The organism is Streptomyces sp. F001 (genome assembly GCF_004187715.1).
GTDB lineage: Bacteria > Actinomycetota > Actinomycetes > Streptomycetales > Streptomycetaceae > Streptomyces > Streptomyces flavusporus.
On record NZ_QZWF01000010.1, the window covers coordinates 58324 to 75427 of the forward strand.

General features: G+C 68.9%; 16 protein-coding genes and 1 pseudogene. 11 read left to right on the forward strand and 6 right to left on the reverse strand.

All coding sequences use genetic code 11. From position 1 onward, the window contains the following. Positions 1-4: 4 nt before the first annotated feature. The 7 genes and pseudogenes from StrepF001_RS29340 to StrepF001_RS29370 all read left to right on the forward strand — a co-directional run bounded on the left by StrepF001_RS29340 (position 5) and on the right by StrepF001_RS29370 (position 5648). A complete protein-coding gene (locus StrepF001_RS29340) occupies positions 5-892 on the forward strand; it encodes a DUF5936 domain-containing protein (protein WP_129801221.1) in 888 nt (295 codons plus the stop codon). Positions 893-1263: 371 nt separating this feature from the next. After that, positions 1264-2480, forward strand: a pseudogene (locus StrepF001_RS29345) (histidine kinase). Between the two features lie 162 nt (positions 2481-2642). After that, positions 2643-3446, forward strand: a complete 804-nt coding sequence (locus StrepF001_RS29350) for a response regulator transcription factor (protein WP_129801222.1) — start codon at positions 2643-2645, stop codon at positions 3444-3446. Between the two features lie 151 nt (positions 3447-3597). Further along, a complete protein-coding gene (locus StrepF001_RS29355) occupies positions 3598-3795 on the forward strand; it encodes a hypothetical protein (protein ID WP_129801223.1) in 198 nt (65 codons plus the stop codon). Beyond that, positions 3795-4397, forward strand: a complete 603-nt coding sequence (locus StrepF001_RS29360; protein WP_129801363.1) for a pilus assembly protein TadG-related protein — start codon at positions 3795-3797, stop codon at positions 4395-4397. Before StrepF001_RS29355 ends, StrepF001_RS29360 begins: the two co-directional genes overlap by 1 nt. A gap of 34 nt (positions 4398-4431) precedes the next feature. Next, positions 4432-5013 carry a hypothetical protein gene (locus tag StrepF001_RS29365; protein ID WP_129801224.1) on the forward strand — a complete coding sequence of 194 codons (582 nt, stop codon included), beginning with the start codon at positions 4432-4434 and terminating at the stop codon, positions 5011-5013. An 8-nt stretch (positions 5014-5021) separates the two neighbouring features. Further along, positions 5022-5648, forward strand: a complete 627-nt coding sequence (locus StrepF001_RS29370; protein WP_129801225.1) for an OmpA family protein — start codon at positions 5022-5024, stop codon at positions 5646-5648. A gap of 1134 nt (positions 5649-6782) precedes the next feature. On the opposite strand, the gene StrepF001_RS29375 is transcribed toward StrepF001_RS29370, so the two are convergent. Together StrepF001_RS29375 and StrepF001_RS29380 are read right to left on the reverse strand one after the other, a co-directional pair. Beyond that, positions 6783-6974, reverse strand: a complete 192-nt coding sequence (locus StrepF001_RS29375; RefSeq protein ID WP_129801226.1) for a hypothetical protein — start codon at positions 6972-6974, stop codon at positions 6783-6785. A 10-nt stretch (positions 6975-6984) separates the two neighbouring features. Next, positions 6985-7836: a helix-turn-helix transcriptional regulator gene (locus tag StrepF001_RS29380; protein WP_129801227.1), complete on the reverse strand. Its 852-nt coding sequence runs from the start codon at positions 7834-7836 to the stop codon at positions 6985-6987. 935 nt (positions 7837-8771) lie between these two features. Here StrepF001_RS29380 and StrepF001_RS29390 point away from each other — a divergent pair. The 4 genes from StrepF001_RS29390 (at position 8772) to StrepF001_RS29405 (ending at position 13061) form a co-directional block, all read left to right on the forward strand. Next, positions 8772-10871, forward strand: a complete 2100-nt coding sequence (locus StrepF001_RS29390; protein ID WP_129801228.1) for a hypothetical protein — start codon at positions 8772-8774, stop codon at positions 10869-10871. Further along, a complete protein-coding gene (locus tag StrepF001_RS29395; RefSeq protein ID WP_129801229.1) occupies positions 10868-11698 on the forward strand; it encodes a hypothetical protein in 831 nt (276 codons plus the stop codon). The genes StrepF001_RS29390 and StrepF001_RS29395 overlap by 4 nt, the downstream gene beginning before the upstream one ends. A gap of 156 nt (positions 11699-11854) precedes the next feature. Further along, a complete protein-coding gene (locus tag StrepF001_RS29400) occupies positions 11855-12466 on the forward strand; it encodes a hypothetical protein (RefSeq protein ID WP_240797731.1) in 612 nt (203 codons plus the stop codon). A gap of 181 nt (positions 12467-12647) precedes the next feature. Beyond that, a complete protein-coding gene (locus tag StrepF001_RS29405) occupies positions 12648-13061 on the forward strand; it encodes a VOC family protein (RefSeq protein ID WP_129801230.1) in 414 nt (137 codons plus the stop codon). Positions 13062-13146: 85 nt separating this feature from the next. Here StrepF001_RS29405 and StrepF001_RS49640 read toward each other — a convergent pair whose 3' ends face one another. The 4 genes from StrepF001_RS49640 to StrepF001_RS29420 all read right to left on the reverse strand — a co-directional run bounded on the left by StrepF001_RS49640 (position 13147) and on the right by StrepF001_RS29420 (position 16775). Then, the gene (locus StrepF001_RS49640) at positions 13147-13272 is read right to left on the reverse strand and encodes a hypothetical protein (RefSeq protein ID WP_276322852.1); all 126 of its coding nucleotides are present in this window, start codon (positions 13270-13272) and stop codon (positions 13147-13149) included. 232 nt (positions 13273-13504) lie between these two features. Continuing rightward, positions 13505-14218 (reverse strand): hypothetical protein, encoded by a 714-nt coding sequence (locus tag StrepF001_RS29410; RefSeq protein WP_240797732.1) that lies wholly within the window; start codon positions 14216-14218, stop codon positions 13505-13507. Positions 14219-14233: 15 nt separating this feature from the next. Then, positions 14234-14539 (reverse strand): hypothetical protein, encoded by a 306-nt coding sequence (locus tag StrepF001_RS29415; RefSeq protein ID WP_129801231.1) that lies wholly within the window; start codon positions 14537-14539, stop codon positions 14234-14236. Positions 14540-14570: 31 nt separating this feature from the next. Continuing rightward, positions 14571-16775 carry a glycoside hydrolase domain-containing protein gene (locus tag StrepF001_RS29420; protein WP_129801232.1) on the reverse strand — a complete coding sequence of 735 codons (2205 nt, stop codon included), beginning with the start codon at positions 16773-16775 and terminating at the stop codon, positions 14571-14573. Positions 16776-17104 lie beyond the last annotated feature (329 nt).

The window sequence follows — 17104 nt, forward strand, 5'->3', positions numbered from 1 at the left end:
CCTCATGGCACTTCTGCTCGCACTGCTTATGGGCCTCGGCGTCTGGGGCGTCTTCGCCGGCATCCGGATGTACCGGGCGGAGGCGAAACTGCCCGGCGACCTCGCGCTCGCCCTGGAGGTCGGCTCGACCCGCACGGGCGCGGTGGACTCGCTGGTCGACCGCCTGGGCATGCGGTACGCGCCCGCCGTACTGCGCATGATGGGCACCAAGCAGGTCGCCAAGTACCGCCGCAAGATCGACCTGGCGGGCAACCCCGGCGGCCTGACGATCGACCGTTATGCGGCGAGGCGGGCGGTCTACGGCTTCCTGGGCGGCCTCGGCGGCCTGGTGTTCCTGCTCCAGGGCAACGTGTTCATGGCGCTGCTCCTGTTCGCCTTCGGCGCGTTCTGGACCGAGGTCGGCATCTGGTCGGCGATCCGGCTCCGCAAGGACGTGATCGAACGAACGCTGCCCGACTTCCTCGACGTCCTCGCCGTCGTGGTGAGCGCCGGCCTCGGCTTCCGCCAGGCCCTCGACCGGGTCTCCTCCCGCTACGAGGGCCCCTGGGCCGACGAGATCCGCATCACCCTCCGCCAGATGGACCTCGGCATGAGCCGCCGCCAGGCCTTCGCCGAGCTCCGGCGCAGGAACGACTCCGAGCAGGTCGCGATGTTCGTCACGGCGTTGCAGCAGGGGGAGGAGCTGGGCGCGCCGATCGTCGACACGCTGGTGTCGTTGGCCAAGGACATGCGGCGTACGGACGCCCAGAACGCCCGTCGCAAGGCTGCCCGCGCCGTCCCCAAGGCCACGATGATGATCACGACGTTCATGGTGCCGGCGACGATGCTGCTGCTCGGCGCGGGCCTGTTGCTGGGCTCCGGTACGGACTTCGGCTCGATCACAGGTGAGTGACGACCATGACGACACCGCCGACGATGAAGGAGGGCGCGGGCCTTCTGCGCCGTCGCCCCAAACTCCCTGAGATCACGACGCCGCCCGCGGGGACGGTGTTGCCGGCGCATGTGCGGTCGGGGGCGCCGGACATCCCGGTGACTTCGGTTACGCCGGCGTTGCCGGTGGGGTGGGTGCGGGCGGACGGCGAGAGGGCGCCGGAGACGCCGGCGGAGCCGCCGGCGGTTGCCGGGCGCGGCGGGAAAGCCGCCGCTGGCGCTCAGCCCTCACAGGGGCCACCCGCACCTGACCACGATGGCCGCACGGGTGATGCGGGTGGGAACCCAAACCCGGCCGAAGGCCGGGTGCCCCCCAACGCACCCGCACCCGCAATGCCCATCCAGATCAACGCCCTGCAAGCAATGTGCCGGCAGGTCTTCGGCTTCCGCCTGGCCATGATCGCCCTGGCCGCCCCCGCCGCCCTCCTGAACGCCAACCCGGGCGTAGGCGCGTACCTGGTGGGCGCAGCCGTAGTGGTCACCTTCATGGTGTCCTACGTCCTCTTCAGAGACTGGGAACGCTTCGGCCCCTCCTCCTGCGCCACCCTCCCTCCTCGCCGTGGACACCCTCCTCGGCTCCCTCCCCCTGATCTCCGCCGGCCCCGACACCACCCTCGCCTACGTCAGCGTCTGCACCCCCTCCTCGCCGGCCTCGTCTACAGCTGGCGGGGCGCCGCAGTCTTCGCCTCCCTCCAGTCCCTGATCCTCGTCCTCGTCCACGCCACCCTCACGGACACCCCGAACGCCGGCCCCGCCGAAACCCTCCTCCTCCCCGGCCTCTGCGTCATCGCAGGCGCGGTCGGCTCGACCCTGCGCAACCTGATGCTCCGCTTCGGCGAGGCCACCCACGCCCTGACGACGGTCCAGGCCCGCCTCGCCGTCACGGAGGCGGTGGCCGCAGAACGCGCCCGCCTGGCCCGCGAACTCCACGACTCCGTCGCCAAGACCCTGCACGGCGTGGCCCTGGCGGCCGACGGCCTGGCAGGCTCGGCCGACAAGATGGACCCACGCCTGGTCAAACAACAGGCGGAACTGGTCGCCCGCTCCGCCCGCCGAGCCGCCGCCGAATCCCGCGAACTCCTCACCGATCTGCGCCGCGAGTCGGACCCCGACCACGGCACGGACGTACTCGTCGAACTCGCCGCACGTACCCGCGACTTCAGCACCCGCACCGGCCTCCCGGCCGCCTACCTCCCCACCGGCGAACACGCGGTACCCCCCGTCCCCCGGCCGTGGCCCGCCAGCTCCTCACGATCGCGTCGGAGGCGATGGAGAACGCCCACCGCCACGCGGCGCCCACCCGGGTCGACGTCACGGCAGGCGTACACGGCGACCTGCTCCGCATCACCGTCTACGACGACGGCCGTGGCCTGCCCCCCGGCACCACCCTCGAACAACTCCGCCGCGCAGGCCACTTCGGCCTGGTCGGCATGGTCGAACGCGCCGCCTCGGTGGGCGCCCGCATCCGCATCGGCCGCGGCACCCACCCCCGCGGCACGGAGGTCCGCCTGGACCTCCCGCTGGCAGCCCTGAACACACCCCCAGCCTGACCACCGCTCGTCCCCACGACCCGAGAGGAGGCCGAACGATGCCGGACACCCAGCCCCACCTGCCCCACCCGGCTCGCCGCCCCCGCCCCGCCTGCGCCGACGTCTTCGCCTCAGAACCCGTTCGCCGACTTTCCACCGCCCCCGCAAACGGCCCCCCTCCGCGTGGTCGTCGCCGACGACAACCCGGTGGTCCGCGCCGGCCTGACCGCCCTCCTCTCCGGCCGCGAGGACATCACGGTCGTGGCGGAGGCCGCCGACGGCCGCGAGGCCTACGACGCGGCCCAGGCCCACCACCCCGACGTGGTCCTCCTCGACGTCCGCATGCCCGGCGTGGACGGCATCTCGGCCCTCCCGTACCTCGTACGCCTGGCCCCGGTCGTCATGCTCACCTACAGCCGCGAGTCGGAAATCGTCCAGGAGGCCCTGCGCCGAGGAGCGGGCGGCTACCTGGTCCACGGCGAGTTCACGGCAGACCAACTGGTCGCGGCAGTACGGGACATCAAGCAGGGCAGGGCCCACTTCACCCCGACGGCGGCAGGCGCGCTCCTGGCACAACTCCGGCAGGGACAAGGCGCCCCCGGCGAACCGCCACCACTCCCCGACGGCCTGGGCGCGACGAATGCGACTGCAAACCCTGACGTCGCGGCGAGAACGAGAAGTTCCCCTCTCAGTCACGTACCTGCACCGCCTATTTCTCCAGAAAACCTTTCGCAGGTGCAACCGGATGTGGCACAGTCGACGTCGTACCGGGCAAGGTTCCAACTCAGCACGAGGGAGGCGGAGATCATGGACCTCATCGCATCCGGCATGAACAACCAGCAGATCGCCGCCACCTGCTTCATCAGCGAGAAGACGGTCAAGAACCACATCAACCGCATCTTCGCCAAGCTCCACAGCACAAGCCGCTCCGAAGCCGCCGCCAAGTGGCTGGGCACGGCCCCCGGTTCACAGCGGGGACTGGGGTGACCTGCGGTGACCAGTGGGGGGACGAACAGGCGCGGATGGGCCTTCGGTTGGGCCCGGGATTGGGTCCTGGGGCCCTCTGGCGGGAGGGGCGTTCCGCCGTACGTTTCCGGTATCGCAAGCGGCACCGAAGCCGATATCGGAGGGGAACACCATGAGCAACTGGATCAACACCACCGTCTCGTACTTCCAGGCTCGCGCCGCCCGCAACGACAAGGGGCAGACGGCGGTGGAGTACCTGGGGATTATTGCGGTGGTTGTGGCGATTGTGCTGGCGATCACGGGTACGGACATCGGTCAGTCCATCTTCGACGCGATCACCACGAAGATCGGCGAGGTCACCGGCGGGTGATGCATCCCCGTAGGTACGGCGACGCAGGGCAGGCCTTCCCCATCTACATCACGGTGGTGGCGGGCCTGCTCTTTCTCGCGTTCGCTTACCTTGCGGTCGGCCAGGCCGCGGCAACGAGGAACGAGGCCCAGACGGCGGCGGACGCGGCAGCGCTTGCAGCAGCCCAGGAAGCCCGGGACCAGCTCACGGGTCAGTGGCTGGAGAACGTGCTGGACCCGACCTCGTGGCAGGACATCTTCGACGGCAACGTGGGACTTGACGACCCGTGCTGGCGTGCAGAGCAACTGGCGGCACAGAACGATGCCCATCTGGTAGGAGAGGGTTGCGCTCCGACGGGACTCCTGAGCTACACGGTCGATGTCGAGACCGACGAGCCCGTGGGGGACACCATCGTTCCTGGCACGGAAAACAAGAGAGCAACAGCAGATGCGACTGCCGTCATTGAGCCGCGCTGCTCGTTCAAGCTCCCCAGCGAGGATGCGGGGGACGATGTGCTGCCGAGTCTCATCTGTAAGGACGACAGGAACTGGGACCTGAACCCGGAAGATCTCATTGAACTCCCGGGACCCGAGGACCTCTTCGACGTCCATCTGGCCGACTGACAAGCGAACGACGAGTGATGAAGGAAGCAGAGGCATGAGCATTCGGTTCACTACGAAGGCCCGTAGGGGGATGGTCGCGTTGGCCGCTGCGGCCGGACTGGCCCTCGGCGTGGCCGGCTGTAGCGGTGGTGGCGGCGAGGACGAGAAGCCGGACAGTTCGGCTTCTGCTTCCCAGGACAACGGATCCCAGCCGAGTGCTCAGGAGGGGCAGGAGGAAGAGCCTCTGGCCGAGTTGAAGGGCTCGAACGGACTGCTCCTCCAAGTCACCTCCGCCGAACGTGATTCCGGCGGCTTCGTCACAGTGAACGGCAATCTGAAGAACGACGGTGGCAACAGCGTCGCGGTCCCGGCCGCACTGAGCGGCAACGAGACCGAGATCATCAGGAACGGCAGGTCGCTGGGCGGCGCAACACTCGTGGACTCCAAGGGCAAGAAGCGCTACTACGTGCTGCGTGACACGGACGGTCGGCCATTGACGACCACTGGCCTGTCGACGATCAAGTCCGGCGAGAGCGTGGCTGTTTTCATGCAGTTCCCGTCGCCGCCGACTAGCACGACCGAGGTCAGCTTCCAACTGCCGACGTTCGCCAGCGGCACCATCACGATCTCCGGGTGAGGCCCACCATGACCCACACCCGCCTCACCCTGGCCCTGACCGCCGCCACCGTAATGTTCGCGACGAACCTCTACGGCGCCGCGACGGCCCACGCCGACGAGAGCCCCAGCGTCCCCCCGGGCACAGAGGCCACCGCCTCCGCACCCGTCGAGGTGGACGGGAACGACCCGGACCTGAAGATCCCGGAGGGCGCGACGCTCGCCGAGCCGAAAGTTCTGGACATCAAGCAGGTCGTCGAGGACCAGAGCGGAGACGAACGCCGCGAGGACACCAACGCGGACGTGAAGTTCGCCCTGCAGGCGGAGGTGCTGTTCGGCAAGGACAGCGCGAAGCTCAGCGGCGAGGCGAAGTCCCGTATCGCGGCGATCGCGGAGGAGATCAAGACGCAGAACGCGACGAAGGTCCGCGTCTTCGGCTTCACCGACAACCTCGGCTCGTCGGCCCACGGCGATGTCCTGTCCAGGCAGCGCGCCAACGCCGTACACGACGTCCTGGACGGGGAACTGAACGACCCGAACATCACGTTCGAGGTACGCGGCTACGGCGAGCAGTACCCGATCGCGGACAACTCCACGGAGGCCGGCCGCAAGAAGAACCGCCGGGTCGAGGTCTCCTTCCCACGCACGGAGAGCTGAGCGAGGCCCCGCCGGGGAGTGCCTCGGCGGGACCGATGCTTTCAAGTTGCCGTCGGGGCCGCCCGCTTCTTGGCCAGTGTCGTGCTTCCACGAGCCGAGTAAAGGGCGCTCCACTCCGCTGCGCTGCGTTCCGCGTCGGCTGCGCCGATCGGCCTGCGGCCGACCCTTGACTCGGCTCGCTCCAGCACGGGGGAGAAGCGAGCGGGCGGCCCGGAAAGGCGGGTGCCCCAGGTCGGCCGGCCATGCGGTGGGGTGGGGGGTTGGCCGGGGTGGGGGCGCGTCAGCGTCTCGCAGGCACGCCGGGTGGGGTTGGCGGCTTGCGGATGGTGGGTGGCTGGGGCGCGTCGGCAGGGGTGGGGGCACGCCGGGTGGGCTTGGCGGCAAGCGGCCCGGTGGGGGGGGCTGGGGCGACGCGGCAGTCCGTCCGGGCATGCCGGGTCGGCTCAGCGGCATCGGGCCGGTGGGTGGTGGGCGGGTGGCAGCGTCCGGGATCTGTGACTGGTAAGCCGCCTCGGGTTCCGACGCCAGGCGCTAACACTGACGCTGGCGCTGGACCAGCAATTGGCCGCTTTCGGCCACCCAGCAGGGGAGAAAGCCCAGGTGGGGCTGCCTGTCCGTGGCCCAAATCGGCCAATTACCTGCCGGGGTGCGATCTGTGAGGCTGGTGTGACAGCAGTGACCTGGCAGGGCGCCACCGGCGAGTCGCGTCCCGCCCGCGTCCCTGCCCCCGCCCGCGGGGCCTCCCGCCGGGCGGAGGCCGCAAGCCGACCCGGCCTGCCCACTCCTGCTGGCGCACCCAACCACCACCACCCGCAAGCCGCTGAACCGAGCCGGCGTCCCCCACCCCGCCGCCGCGACCCCACCACAAGCCCACCGCTCGCCGCCAAGCCCACCCGGCGTGCATGCGAGGCGCGACCGCGCCCGCCAACCCCGGCCCGCTCCGCAGCCGACGGCGGTGGCCGCCCGCCTCGGCCACCGCCTTTCCGGGCCGCTCGCTCGCTTCTCCCCCGTGCTGGAGCGAGCCGAGTCAAGGGTCGGCCGCAGGCCGATCGGCGCAGCCGACGCGCAGCGCCCTTTACTCGGCTCGTGGAAGCACGACACTGGCCAAGAAGCGGGCGGCCCCGACGGTCACGTTTACAGCAGGTGGTCGGCCTTGCCGGCCTTGATGTCCCGGATGAGGGTACGGAGGGCGTCGCGACTGTCGGTGAGGTAGTGGTCCTCCTGACCGGCGACGGCGATGTAGGCGTTGCCTTCGGCGTCGGTGCCTATGCGGAAGCAGTTGTTGCCCTCGCCGCAGTATGGGTCTTCCCAGTTGATGTCGGTCACGGTGGGCTCCTCAGAGTTCACGGGCGATGTTGTGGATGAGGTCGAGAGAGGCCGCCGAGGGCAGCGCCGCGTGGTCCATCCAGTCCAAGTGGGCACGGTACTTGGTGAGCTGGGCCTCGGCGCCGGTGAATTCCGGCCCGTGTGCGGAATCGAGCTGCACGGTGTCGAGTGCGGGTACGACCCCGTCCGCGTAGAGCAGTGCGTGGCCCGCGCCGGGGAAGCCACCCACGCTCGTGGGGATCACCCGTACGTCGATCGTGTCACGCTCGGACTGCCCGGCCAGGTGCTTCAGTTGCTGCCGGGTCACTTCGTCTCCGCCGTACGGCATGCGCAGCGCGGCCTCGTGGACGTAGGCGACGTACGGCAGCGGCTCGGGCCGGTCGAAGACCTGTCGGCGCTCCATGCGGTGGGCCACTCGCAGTTCGACCTCGAGTCGGCTGAGGGCAGGGAGTACGGCGGCGAATACGGCGCGGGCGTACTCCTCCGTCTGGAGCAGCCCGGGGACGTGCATGACCTGCGCGGTCCGCACGCGTGCGGCATGCCACTCCAACTCTGCGATGTCCAGCAGCCCGGCGGGCAGGGTGCCCCGGTACTGCTCCCACCACCCCCGTTCCTTGGTCGCGGTCATGGCGACCAGTGCCTCGACGTAACCCTCCTCGGAACAGGCGTAGTTGCAGGCAAGGGTGCGGACGCGCTCGCCGGAGAAGGGGCGGATGCCCGACTCCATGTTGGACAGCCGGGTCCGGTCGATGCCGAGCAGGCCGGCGGCGTACTCCGTCGTGGCCCCAGCCGCGAGCCGCATCTTGCGCAACTCCGCACCCAGCCGCTTCTGCCGCTCAGTTGGTGTACTCCGCGTGGCCATGCCGCCCCTTCTCGCGCTGTGGTGACCTCAGTCTGCCGGTGAGCGCCCGTCAGGTCCACCAGGGATAGGGGTAATTATCTCCGATTTGATGGGCACAGTGACCCGCGCGCCCCTACAGTCAGTGACAGGTTGACTACGGCCGCTCCGCCGAACCGGAAGCGCATCACGCGTGCCGCCCGCCGTCTCCTCCCCTGGGAGGGGTGGGCCCGCGTCAGGGAGACAGGCCACCGGGTGGAGATCAATCCGCATGCCACGTAAGGGAGTTGCCGTGCCCCTGATGACGTCCTGCCTGCCCCTGACCCCCGTCGAAGAACGCCACACCCACCCCCGAAACGCTCTCCTACAGCCTCACCCTCCCCGCCGCCGCGAGCCCTGCAATCGCGCGCACCGCGACCCGGGCCATCCTGCGAGCCCACGGCCTGGCGGACGTGACGGACGCGGCGGTGCAGGTCGTGGGTGAACTCGCGGCGTGTGCCTGCCGTTTCGCGCCGGCCGCCGAGGTGTACGTATCGCTGCGCTACCGGGACGGCGCCCTGCGCGTGGTCCTCTACGACGGCCATCCCCGCCACACCCATCCCCGCCTTGCCGCAGCCTGCGAGACCCGCCGCCGCGCAGCCCTGCGGGTCCTGGCCTGCGTGGTCCGCGCCTGCGAGGGCGACTGGGGCTTCGGTGACGCGCGTGAACCGGGCGGCGGGACACGGATGTGGGCGGTGCTGCCACGTGCGGGGGCGGGTGCCTACCCAGGTCGACCTGGTGGTTGGGCAAGTTCTGACCCGTATTTCCTTCCCCGTTCTTCTCGGTCGTCCCGGTCTTTGGGCGTCGATTTGGGTCCACGGACCCATCTCGGGTCGGTGCCCGGTTCCTACCTTCGGGCTATGAGGTGAGGGCGGTGCCCGAACGGGCCTTCCTCAGCTGTGAGTTGGAACGGGGGAGGCATGGCAGCTTGGACTTCGGAGAGTGGCAGTCGGCGCGGCATGCCCGGTCCGCTGTCGACCGCGCTGGTCCTTATCCACGTACTGTTCGCGTTCACGGTCGTAGGCGGCGTCGGTTTGCTGCTCACCGCCGCGTCGTACGACGTTCTCGACGGTGGCGTCCTGGCCCTGGCCGCCTACGCGGCAGCACCCGGCACCCTCGGCTGGTGGCTGGCCCGCCGCACTTGGGACGGCGGTACGTGGATCTGGCGCGGACTGGTCGCTGTGCAGGCCTGGCTGATCATCGGCGCCGCCCTCAACTTGGCCGCAGGGTCGCCTCGCGGTGTCCTCCAGCTCCTGCTCCCCACCCTCACTCTCTTCTTCCTCCTCCGCTCGGAAAGCAGGCAGTGGTACGACCTTCCCGATGTCGGACGTGCTGAACGCCGGCCCTTCTCCCTCGCCCGGATGCTTCGCTGGCGCCGGGACGAGGGTCAGACCTCCGTCGAGTACGCCGGCCTGGTCGCCCTCGTCGCCGCCCTCATCACCGCACTGCTGGTGAGCGGCCTCGGCACCCAGATCTACGGAGGCATCCGCGCGGCGGTGTGCGAGGTCACCGGCACGGCGTGCCCGGCTCCCGCCGGGGACGGCACGAACGCCAGGGACGTTACGGCCGGGGACGACAGCAGCCAGGAGAACAACGACGACGACGGCAACACAGCCACGGAGGCAGACAGCGGAGACAACACCGAAGGCAGTGGTGAAGACGGCACCGAAAACAACGCCGAAGACAGCGACGAGAACGATCGCGAGGATACCGACGGCGGCGAGGACGATGGCTGTCTCTCCGGCATCGGGGCCTTCCTCAGCTGCGCCGGAGACGGACTTGCGGACGCCGGTGAAGGCCTGATCGTCGACGGCGTCTGGGGCGACGTCACGGACATGTACAACATGGTCCGCCACCCGCAGGACACCCTGAACGGCATCGTCGACTACGGCGGACAACTCATCGACGACTGGCAGGAGAACGCCGAGGGCGCCTCCGAAATGTGGTCCAACGGCGATTACTGGGGTGCCCTCAGGGACTGGGGCGGCGCGACGCTGAACACCGGCGGCACCATCGCCTTCGACATGCTCATCGGGGACGAGGCGGCCGAACAGTGGAACAACGGCGACCGGACCCGTGCCGTGACAGGCATCCTCTGGAACGTCGGATCGAACTTCATCCCCTACTACAACGCCGCCAGAGTCGTCGAGAAGATCGGCGATCTCGGCAGCCTGGGTCGACTAGCGGACGAGGCGGCGGAGGCCGCGGACGACGCCAGGAGGGCGGCCGAGGCCGGGGACACGGAGGCTGCGAGGAGGGCCGCGCAGGAGGCCGACGAGGCGGCGGACGAGGCCGAAGAGAGGGCCCGCGAGTCGGGCTGCACGATAGCCGCCCCGAGCCGCCGCATCCCGTACGCGGGCGGCGACACCCCGTACGGCCTGACCGGCTCCGCCGGTACCGGCACCACGGTGCTGGCCGCCGACGCCTCCTCCCCGTACGTCGTCCTGGCCGAAGGCGGCGGGGGCGGCTGTGACGAGGAGGCCAGGGAGCAGGCAGAGGAGGCACGCGAGCAGGCCGACGCGGCCGACAGGGCCGCCGACGAGGCGGAGCAAGGGGAGTCGGGCAACGGGCGACCGGTCAACCAGTGGCAGGCAGGAGACGACGTACCCGGCCCCGCCAGTGGCTTGCTGCTGAGGTTTCCCCACAGTCGCCACACCGTGAGCGGGGCGGCCAGGGGCAATGTCAAGGAACACAACACCGTCATCCTCAGGGGAAACGAGGGCCTCGTCCGCGCCGACATCGAGGCGATAGCCGAAAACCGCGCCACCCTTTTGCCGGACGGAAACACCTACGAGATCAACGGGCGCACTTACGGGGTCGAGGCGAACGGAACCGTCTTCCCCAAGGGAGGCCCCGGCCTTGTCGAGATGGACCGTATCGAATACGCCGCGCTCCAGGAGATCGCCCGGCACCACGGTGACGCGAGTGCGTCACAGCAATTGCAACGAAACCCCAAATTCGTCAACAATCCCGAGAAGGTCGAGCTGGCCCAGCAGGTGTACGACGGGACATACAGGTGATCGGAAATCTCTTCACTGTCGCGGAGCTGGAGCCCGCTGCCCTGAGGGCGGCACTGGCGGACCTGCTGACGGTGCCGAACGACGCGGTCGACGTCGCCAACGCAGAGGAAGACCAGGACGGACGACGATGGGATGCGCCCGTGCTCTGCACCTGTCGCCGCCTGCCGCCGGGTGACCTCGCATGGGAACTCGACATCACGGTCGACGACGCGACGGTCGGCGGCGACTTCACGGAGGCCGGGATCGCACAGGGTCTCGCCGCGCGAACGAAGACGCCCGTCTTGTGGCCGTCAGCCCTGGAATTGCCGAGTGATTACTGGATCGCGGTACCGGACGGGCGCGTTGTGCGCTGCCGCCTGGACACCATCGAGAACGACCAGGACACGGCGTATCGAGTCGATGTGACAGAGGAGCCGGTTCCGGGACTTCCTCGCGCGAGGGTAGAAATCCTCCCGGAAATCCTCGACCGGGACCCCATCGAAACCCCCCTCTCCGACACCGCGCTGGCCGACTATCCCACGGGCCCGACAGCAACCGTGGAAGGCCGCATCCACTACGCCCTGCGCACCTGGGAACGCCTGGTCCACCGCCTGCAAACCGACTGGTCCCCTTCGGGCCACTACCGCGAGGACCTCTACCACCGCGACCTGGAGGCCCGCGACCTCCTGCACGACCTCCTCCCTGAAGTCCCTGAGGACCACGTGACACCTCTATGGCGTGCCGTAACCCAACTGGACCAAGTCTTCCGCGCCCACACCGAGCCAGCCACGGCCAAAGCGACGGAACACTGGTGGCGGTACCGCATCCCCCACCACATCCCGTGGTGACGGCCCGCATGCACCCCGGCCGCCAGCGCCACGCAGCCACGTCACGTTCGGGACGGGTCCCCGGGAGTCCCGTGGATGATGGGATGACAGTCACCGAGGTGGCACACGGAGATCCGCCGCGCGCACGCAACCGCAGCACACCGGGACGGGAGCACCATGGCATCGACGACTTCGGCTCGCACGGCACCCACGGCCCTTACCGCAGGCAGGGGCCGTACACCTCGACCGGGAGCCGGCATCGTTCTGGCGGCGCTGACCGCGCTGACTGTTCTGACCGCAGCCGGATGCGGCAGCTCGGGCGAGGACGAGCCGGACGGTGGGCGCAGAGAGCCGGCGGCGGAGTCCCACTCCCCGCAGCCGATGGGGAGCCCCTCCGCCGACCGCACTCCATCGGCGAAGCCCTCGGTGACGGCGGCGGACGGGGATGACGTCGGCGCCTGCGCGGACGGCAACTGCGAGATCGCCGTGTCCAAACCGGTGACGTTCCGCTTCGAGGGGCCGGCCGGCGCCGGTACGGCGACGCTGTCCGTGACAAAGGTCGGACCCAACGAGGTCGAGTACACCGTGAAGTCCGACAACGGCCAGGCCAAGAACGAGGCGAGCGGCCAGGGGCAGGTCTGCATCACCGTTCTCCGCAGCAACGGCAGCAGCAACTCGTGCGGCGGACTGGGGGACGCCGGCCGGCCGAGCGCCCAGCCCGACGCCGTGGTGATCCAGGTGGCGACGGGGGAGGACGGTACGGCAATCCTCCACGTCGTGTCGCAGTGAAAACGCCCTTCGGGGCCGCCGTGGCGCTCGGCGCCCGCCGCGTGCGTCCTGCTGCTGGCCCGCCGCAGGAACAGGCGAGCGTGGTGAGCGGACCGATCAGGAATCGAGAAGCGCCGGTCACCGTGCCGCACCTAGCGTGACTTTCATGTGCATCACCACCTATCACCAAGGGAGACAAGGCATGAAAGCGCATGCGAGCTCGATCCTCCTCGGCGTCCAGGACATGGACCGGTCGAAGCGGTTCTACACGGAGGGTCTTGGCTGGAAGGTTGAGCGGGACTACGGCGTCTCGGTGTTCTTCGGGTCGGACGGCGGCTCGCTCGTCGGGTTCTACGGCCGCGACGGCCTGGCCGCCAACGTGGGCACGAGCCCGGAGGGCAGCGGCTTCAGCGGGCTGGTGCTCACCTACGTGGTCCGCAGCGAGGCGCGGGTCGATGAGATCATGGCGGAAGCCGAGAACGCTGGCGCCACCATCCTCAAGCCCGCCGCCACCCTGGAGTGGGGCGGGTACGGCGGTTCGTTCGCGGACCCGGACGGCTACATCTGGAGCATTGGCTACAGCGCCCAGGGCGAGGACCAGCCCTACGCGGAGTAGCCGCGGCCGAGGAGAGCTTCAGTTTCGCCGGATCCCGGAGGAGCAGCGCCTGCGCATCCCACGGTGAGAGGAATGTCCGGTTCTGCTACAGCAGGTGGTCGGCCTTGCCGGCCTTGATGTCCCGAATGAGGGTGCGGAGGGCGTCGCGGGTGTCGGTGAGGTAGTGGTCCTCCTGACCGGCGACGGCGATGGGGGAACGGGGGGTGTGCACGGAACGGCCGTGGCCCTGCTGGAACTCGCGTACACGCGGGCGATCGCCGCCGGTACCGGCCGTTCACCGGATCTTCCGAGGATGCCCCGGCCTTCAGGCCGGGGATGCGCCGACGCTCGACGTGTGCCCGGAAACCGGCCTGGCCCGGCTTCACTGGCCAACGCTGTACCGGGTGACGCTGTCCTTCGGGGGCGGACCAGACGGTCCGCCCCCGGGCACTGTGCTACGGGCCTCAGCTCGCCCGCTGCTCCTTCACCAGCCGCTTCGCACGGTCACGACGGGACGGGGCCAGCACGTCCACCGTGACGCCGGCGCCCTCGCCGGGCGTGGCCTCGGCCCGACGCAGCCGGTCGGCGAGCCTTCGGACAGAGGTGTCGTCCGGGCCGCGATCGATGTAGAACAGCGACTCGTCGGCCGGGTCGTCGTCGCCGCCCCAGCGCACCACGCCCTCGCAGTCGGCGAGGATGTCGCGCACCGTCAGCACCTGGAGCGGGAAGAGGCTGCCGCTCGCGCCCGCGCCCGGGCGGATCCGCACCGCGGTGCCCGAGGCGAGGTTGGACTCCGGCTTGTCCTTCTTCAGGCCGTCGATCCGCTGCCAGCCCGCGAGGTCCACGCGGGGCAGCTGCTCGACCTCGTAGTGGAAGCGCCGGACGACATGAAGCAGGATCGCCTCCACATCGCCGATCCGGATGTCGATCTCCAGGCCGGTGCCCGGGACGGAGCGCGTCCAGACGGTGGAGACGTGGTTGGCCTCCTTCTCCAGGGGCCAGCCGTTGGCTGAGGTGGGTGCCTTCTTCGGTGCGTTCACGGGGGCGTTCGCGGGGGCGGCCGTCGCGGTGACGGGGGCGAGGGAGCCGGCCGCCGCGGCGGCCGTGATCACGCCGGCGGCCTTCACCAGGGTTCGTCTCGATATCCCGTTCACGCTGCCGCGCCTGTCGGTGTGCACGTCTTGGTTCCCTTCCTAGGGTGAGTAGATGATCAGCGCCGTGGTCGGCAGGAAAGTGGCCAGTGCGCTGAGCCACCAGTAGGTGCGAGGGGTGAGCGAACTCCGGCGGGCGAGGGAACGGTTCACGGACAGCCAGAGCATGGCGTAAGGGACGACGACGATGGCCGCGATGGGCAGCCAGAGCACCATGGGGTCGTTGTCCGTCGGCTCGGGGCCGCTCGCCCAGCTCGCTGCGAGGAACCACAGGATCCAGATCGGTACCACGCCAGGGATGCCGAGAAGGACATTCGCACCCAGGGCCGCCTGCCACCGTCTGGTCATCAGTCCAGCCTTCCTTCGTTCGCCGGTGTCACTAGGCGCGCGACAACGCGTTGTACTGCTCCAGGACGTGGTAAAGGCCCATCAGCTCCCGTCCGTACTGCTCGGCGTCCGGGCCGGTGCCGTTGTACTGGCCGAGGACCGCCTCCGTGACGTGGACGTCGCCGCTCAGGTCCGGCCGGTCGATACCGAGCAGCTCCGAGTTCCAGAGCAACACGTACGCGACGGTGCGGACGTTGTATTCCTCGTCGTTGTGGAGCTTGTCCCAGACGTTCCGGAGGTCGGTCTTGGAGTTGTAGTCCAGTCCCTCGCCGTTGATGATGCCCTCGCCGATGCAGTAGTTGCGGGCCTTGATGGCGGTCGCGGCGAAGATCTGTCCCCACCCGGTGCTGCAGTCGTCCATCTGACCTGCCTGGACCGCTGCGTCGGAGGCGAAGTCGAGAGGGTTGAGCTTACGCAGCTCCCACAGGACCGGAGCCTGGATGAGAGCCTTGCGCATCCGCAGCGTCCGAGCCAGTGAGGTGAAGAGCCAGTCCGCGTCCACCACCGCGTTGAACGCCTCCGTGTTGGAGATGCCCCCGAGGCTGGCCCAGTCCTTGTCGGTCCAGCCGTCGCCGCCGGTTTCGGGGACGCCGATCGACTCCAGGTAGGTCTTCACGTCCTGGAGCATCAGGCTGCGGTACGCGGCCTCGTCCAGTCGCTCGTCCAGTCCACCGAGGTCGGCGCCGGCGTCGAAGTCGCTCTGGCCGTAGTCGCGGCCGGAGACGATGTTGTTGTCGATCTCGATCAGGCCGGCGCCGGAGCCGACCTTGATGGTCGAGATCTGGTCGAACGCCCAGTTGGTCGGCAGCGGGTAGCCGAGGTTGCCGGAGAAGCCGCTGGACATGTCGGACACGAAGCTCGCCGCGGCGTACCCGGCGTCCGCGACGCGCTGGCAGACGTTGCGGGGGCCGTAGACGCCCACGCCGTAGCCGGAGTTCTCGCCGATCGTGCGCATGACACCCCGGAAGTGCGGGATGACGTAGTCCGTGACCTCGCCGTCCATGGCGTCGTAGTCGACGGCGAAGTAGATGATGGTGCCGGGCTTGAAGCCGTGGTACTTGGCCCACTCGATCGCGCGGAACGCGTCGGCGGCGCCCTGGCTCGGGCTGAAGTAGTCGGCGGACCGGCTCCACGTCTGGAAGATCGGGAAGCAGCTCAGCCCGTACTCCTTGATGGTGGCCAGCTCGCCGGGCTGGATCTGCTTCTCCGGCAGATCCGTGGAGGAGGGGTTGAACAGGTAGCGGCCGATGTACTTGTAGCCGGCGTCCTTCAGGGCCTGCGCCCGCGCGGGCGTGATCATGGTGACGCCGTCGCAGGCCGTGCCCTTGCGGGACTGGTCGCCGTAGGAGACGAGCAGCGAGGCCCAGGTCTGGAAGTCGCCCTTGCCGGTGACCGGGAGCTTGCTGAAGGACTGGAAGGTCTCCACGCCGGACTGCACCGTGGCGGTGAAGTCGCCGAAGGGGACGTTGCGCTTGTTGAGGATCATGGCCGCGGTGAAGAGCTGCGCCCAGACCCCGGTGCTGCCGGTCGAGACGGTGTGGCTCTTCAGGCCGGACTGGGTGCCCGGTCCGAACACGCCGTTGGCGACGCCGTCCGCCATGCCCAGCTCGTACTGGATCGCGAACAGCATCGACTTGGCGACGTCACGGGAGTGGTGGCCGTCGCAGGGAATGATGTAGAAGTCCTTGCGCAGGATGTACCTGCCGTTCAGCCACTGCTGGATGGAACGAATGGTGTCCGAGCCGTTGTTGACGGTGACATAGGCGTCCATGTTGAACAGGCCCTTGACCACCTTCGGCCACAGGGAGCTGCCCGGGTAGGTGCCGGAGACGCCCATGTTCTGGTTGAGCTTCACGACCGCGGCCTTGACCCGGTCGTTGTACTGGCCGTCGATCTCGCCGCCGTCGTAGCCCTTGCAGTACAGGGCGGACTGGATGATGCGGCAGAAGTTGGCCGACGGGATGGTCGTCTCGTCGAGCTTGCCGTACAGCTCGCCCAGCTTCCCGAGGGTGGTCGGGCCGAAGGAGTTGGAAAGGGCGGTGATGCCCATCTCGTACTGGAGCGCACGGGTCAGCGCGTACATCACGGGCCAGCCGGTCTGGCCGTTCTCGTCCAGCTTGGATATGCCCAGCGTGGCGCCGTTGTTGTAGGTCGTGTTGATGAATCTCTGGGCGCGCTGCACCATCTCGTCTGCCATGGGCTTCCTCCTGTCGTCCGGAAAGTGAGGCGGGGAGGAAAACGCTGTCATCGCGGCGCGTTTCATGGTCACGCCGACGTCTCCGCGCACGGAACGGCACCCCCTGGGGCCATGCCGAAGAAACCCCCCTCGTCGCTTACTGCGGGCGCATGGGTCACGGTGCGCGGAGCGACTTGATGTGATCTTCTGTCGTGCCGTAAGGGGGGTCAAGTCCTTTATGTGGAGAGGGTGTTGAACTGGTGGATCATCTACTCCGCTTTGTCGCGCATCCGTGATGCACACGGTATGGAAATCGTGCACAACCTTCGGATGGGTCCGGTAGTCGGAGC

Excerpts from the sequence above, each read along its gene's own strand:
- StrepF001_RS29415 (WP_129801231.1), bottom strand. The coding sequence starts at position 14,539 with ATGACCAGACGGTGGCAGGCGGCCCTGGGTGCGAATGTCCTTCTCGGC.
- StrepF001_RS29370 (WP_129801225.1), top strand. The coding sequence starts at position 5,022 with ATGACCCACACCCGCCTCACCCTGGCCCTGACCGCCGCCACCGTAATG.
- StrepF001_RS29400 (WP_240797731.1), top strand. The coding sequence starts at position 11,855 with ATGGCATCGACGACTTCGGCTCGCACGGCACCCACGGCCCTTACCGCA.
- StrepF001_RS29365 (WP_129801224.1), top strand. The coding sequence starts at position 4,432 with ATGAGCATTCGGTTCACTACGAAGGCCCGTAGGGGGATGGTCGCGTTG.
- StrepF001_RS29340 (WP_129801221.1), top strand. The coding sequence starts at position 5 with ATGGCACTTCTGCTCGCACTGCTTATGGGCCTCGGCGTCTGGGGCGTC.
- StrepF001_RS29420 (WP_129801232.1), bottom strand. The coding sequence starts at position 16,775 with ATGGCAGACGAGATGGTGCAGCGCGCCCAGAGATTCATCAACACGACC.
- StrepF001_RS29405 (WP_129801230.1), top strand. The coding sequence starts at position 12,648 with ATGAAAGCGCATGCGAGCTCGATCCTCCTCGGCGTCCAGGACATGGAC.
- StrepF001_RS29390 (WP_129801228.1), top strand. The coding sequence starts at position 8,772 with ATGGCAGCTTGGACTTCGGAGAGTGGCAGTCGGCGCGGCATGCCCGGT.
- StrepF001_RS29355 (WP_129801223.1), top strand. The coding sequence starts at position 3,598 with ATGAGCAACTGGATCAACACCACCGTCTCGTACTTCCAGGCTCGCGCC.
- StrepF001_RS29360 (WP_129801363.1), top strand. The coding sequence starts at position 3,795 with ATGCATCCCCGTAGGTACGGCGACGCAGGGCAGGCCTTCCCCATCTAC.
- StrepF001_RS29380 (WP_129801227.1), bottom strand. The coding sequence starts at position 7,836 with ATGGCCACGCGGAGTACACCAACTGAGCGGCAGAAGCGGCTGGGTGCG.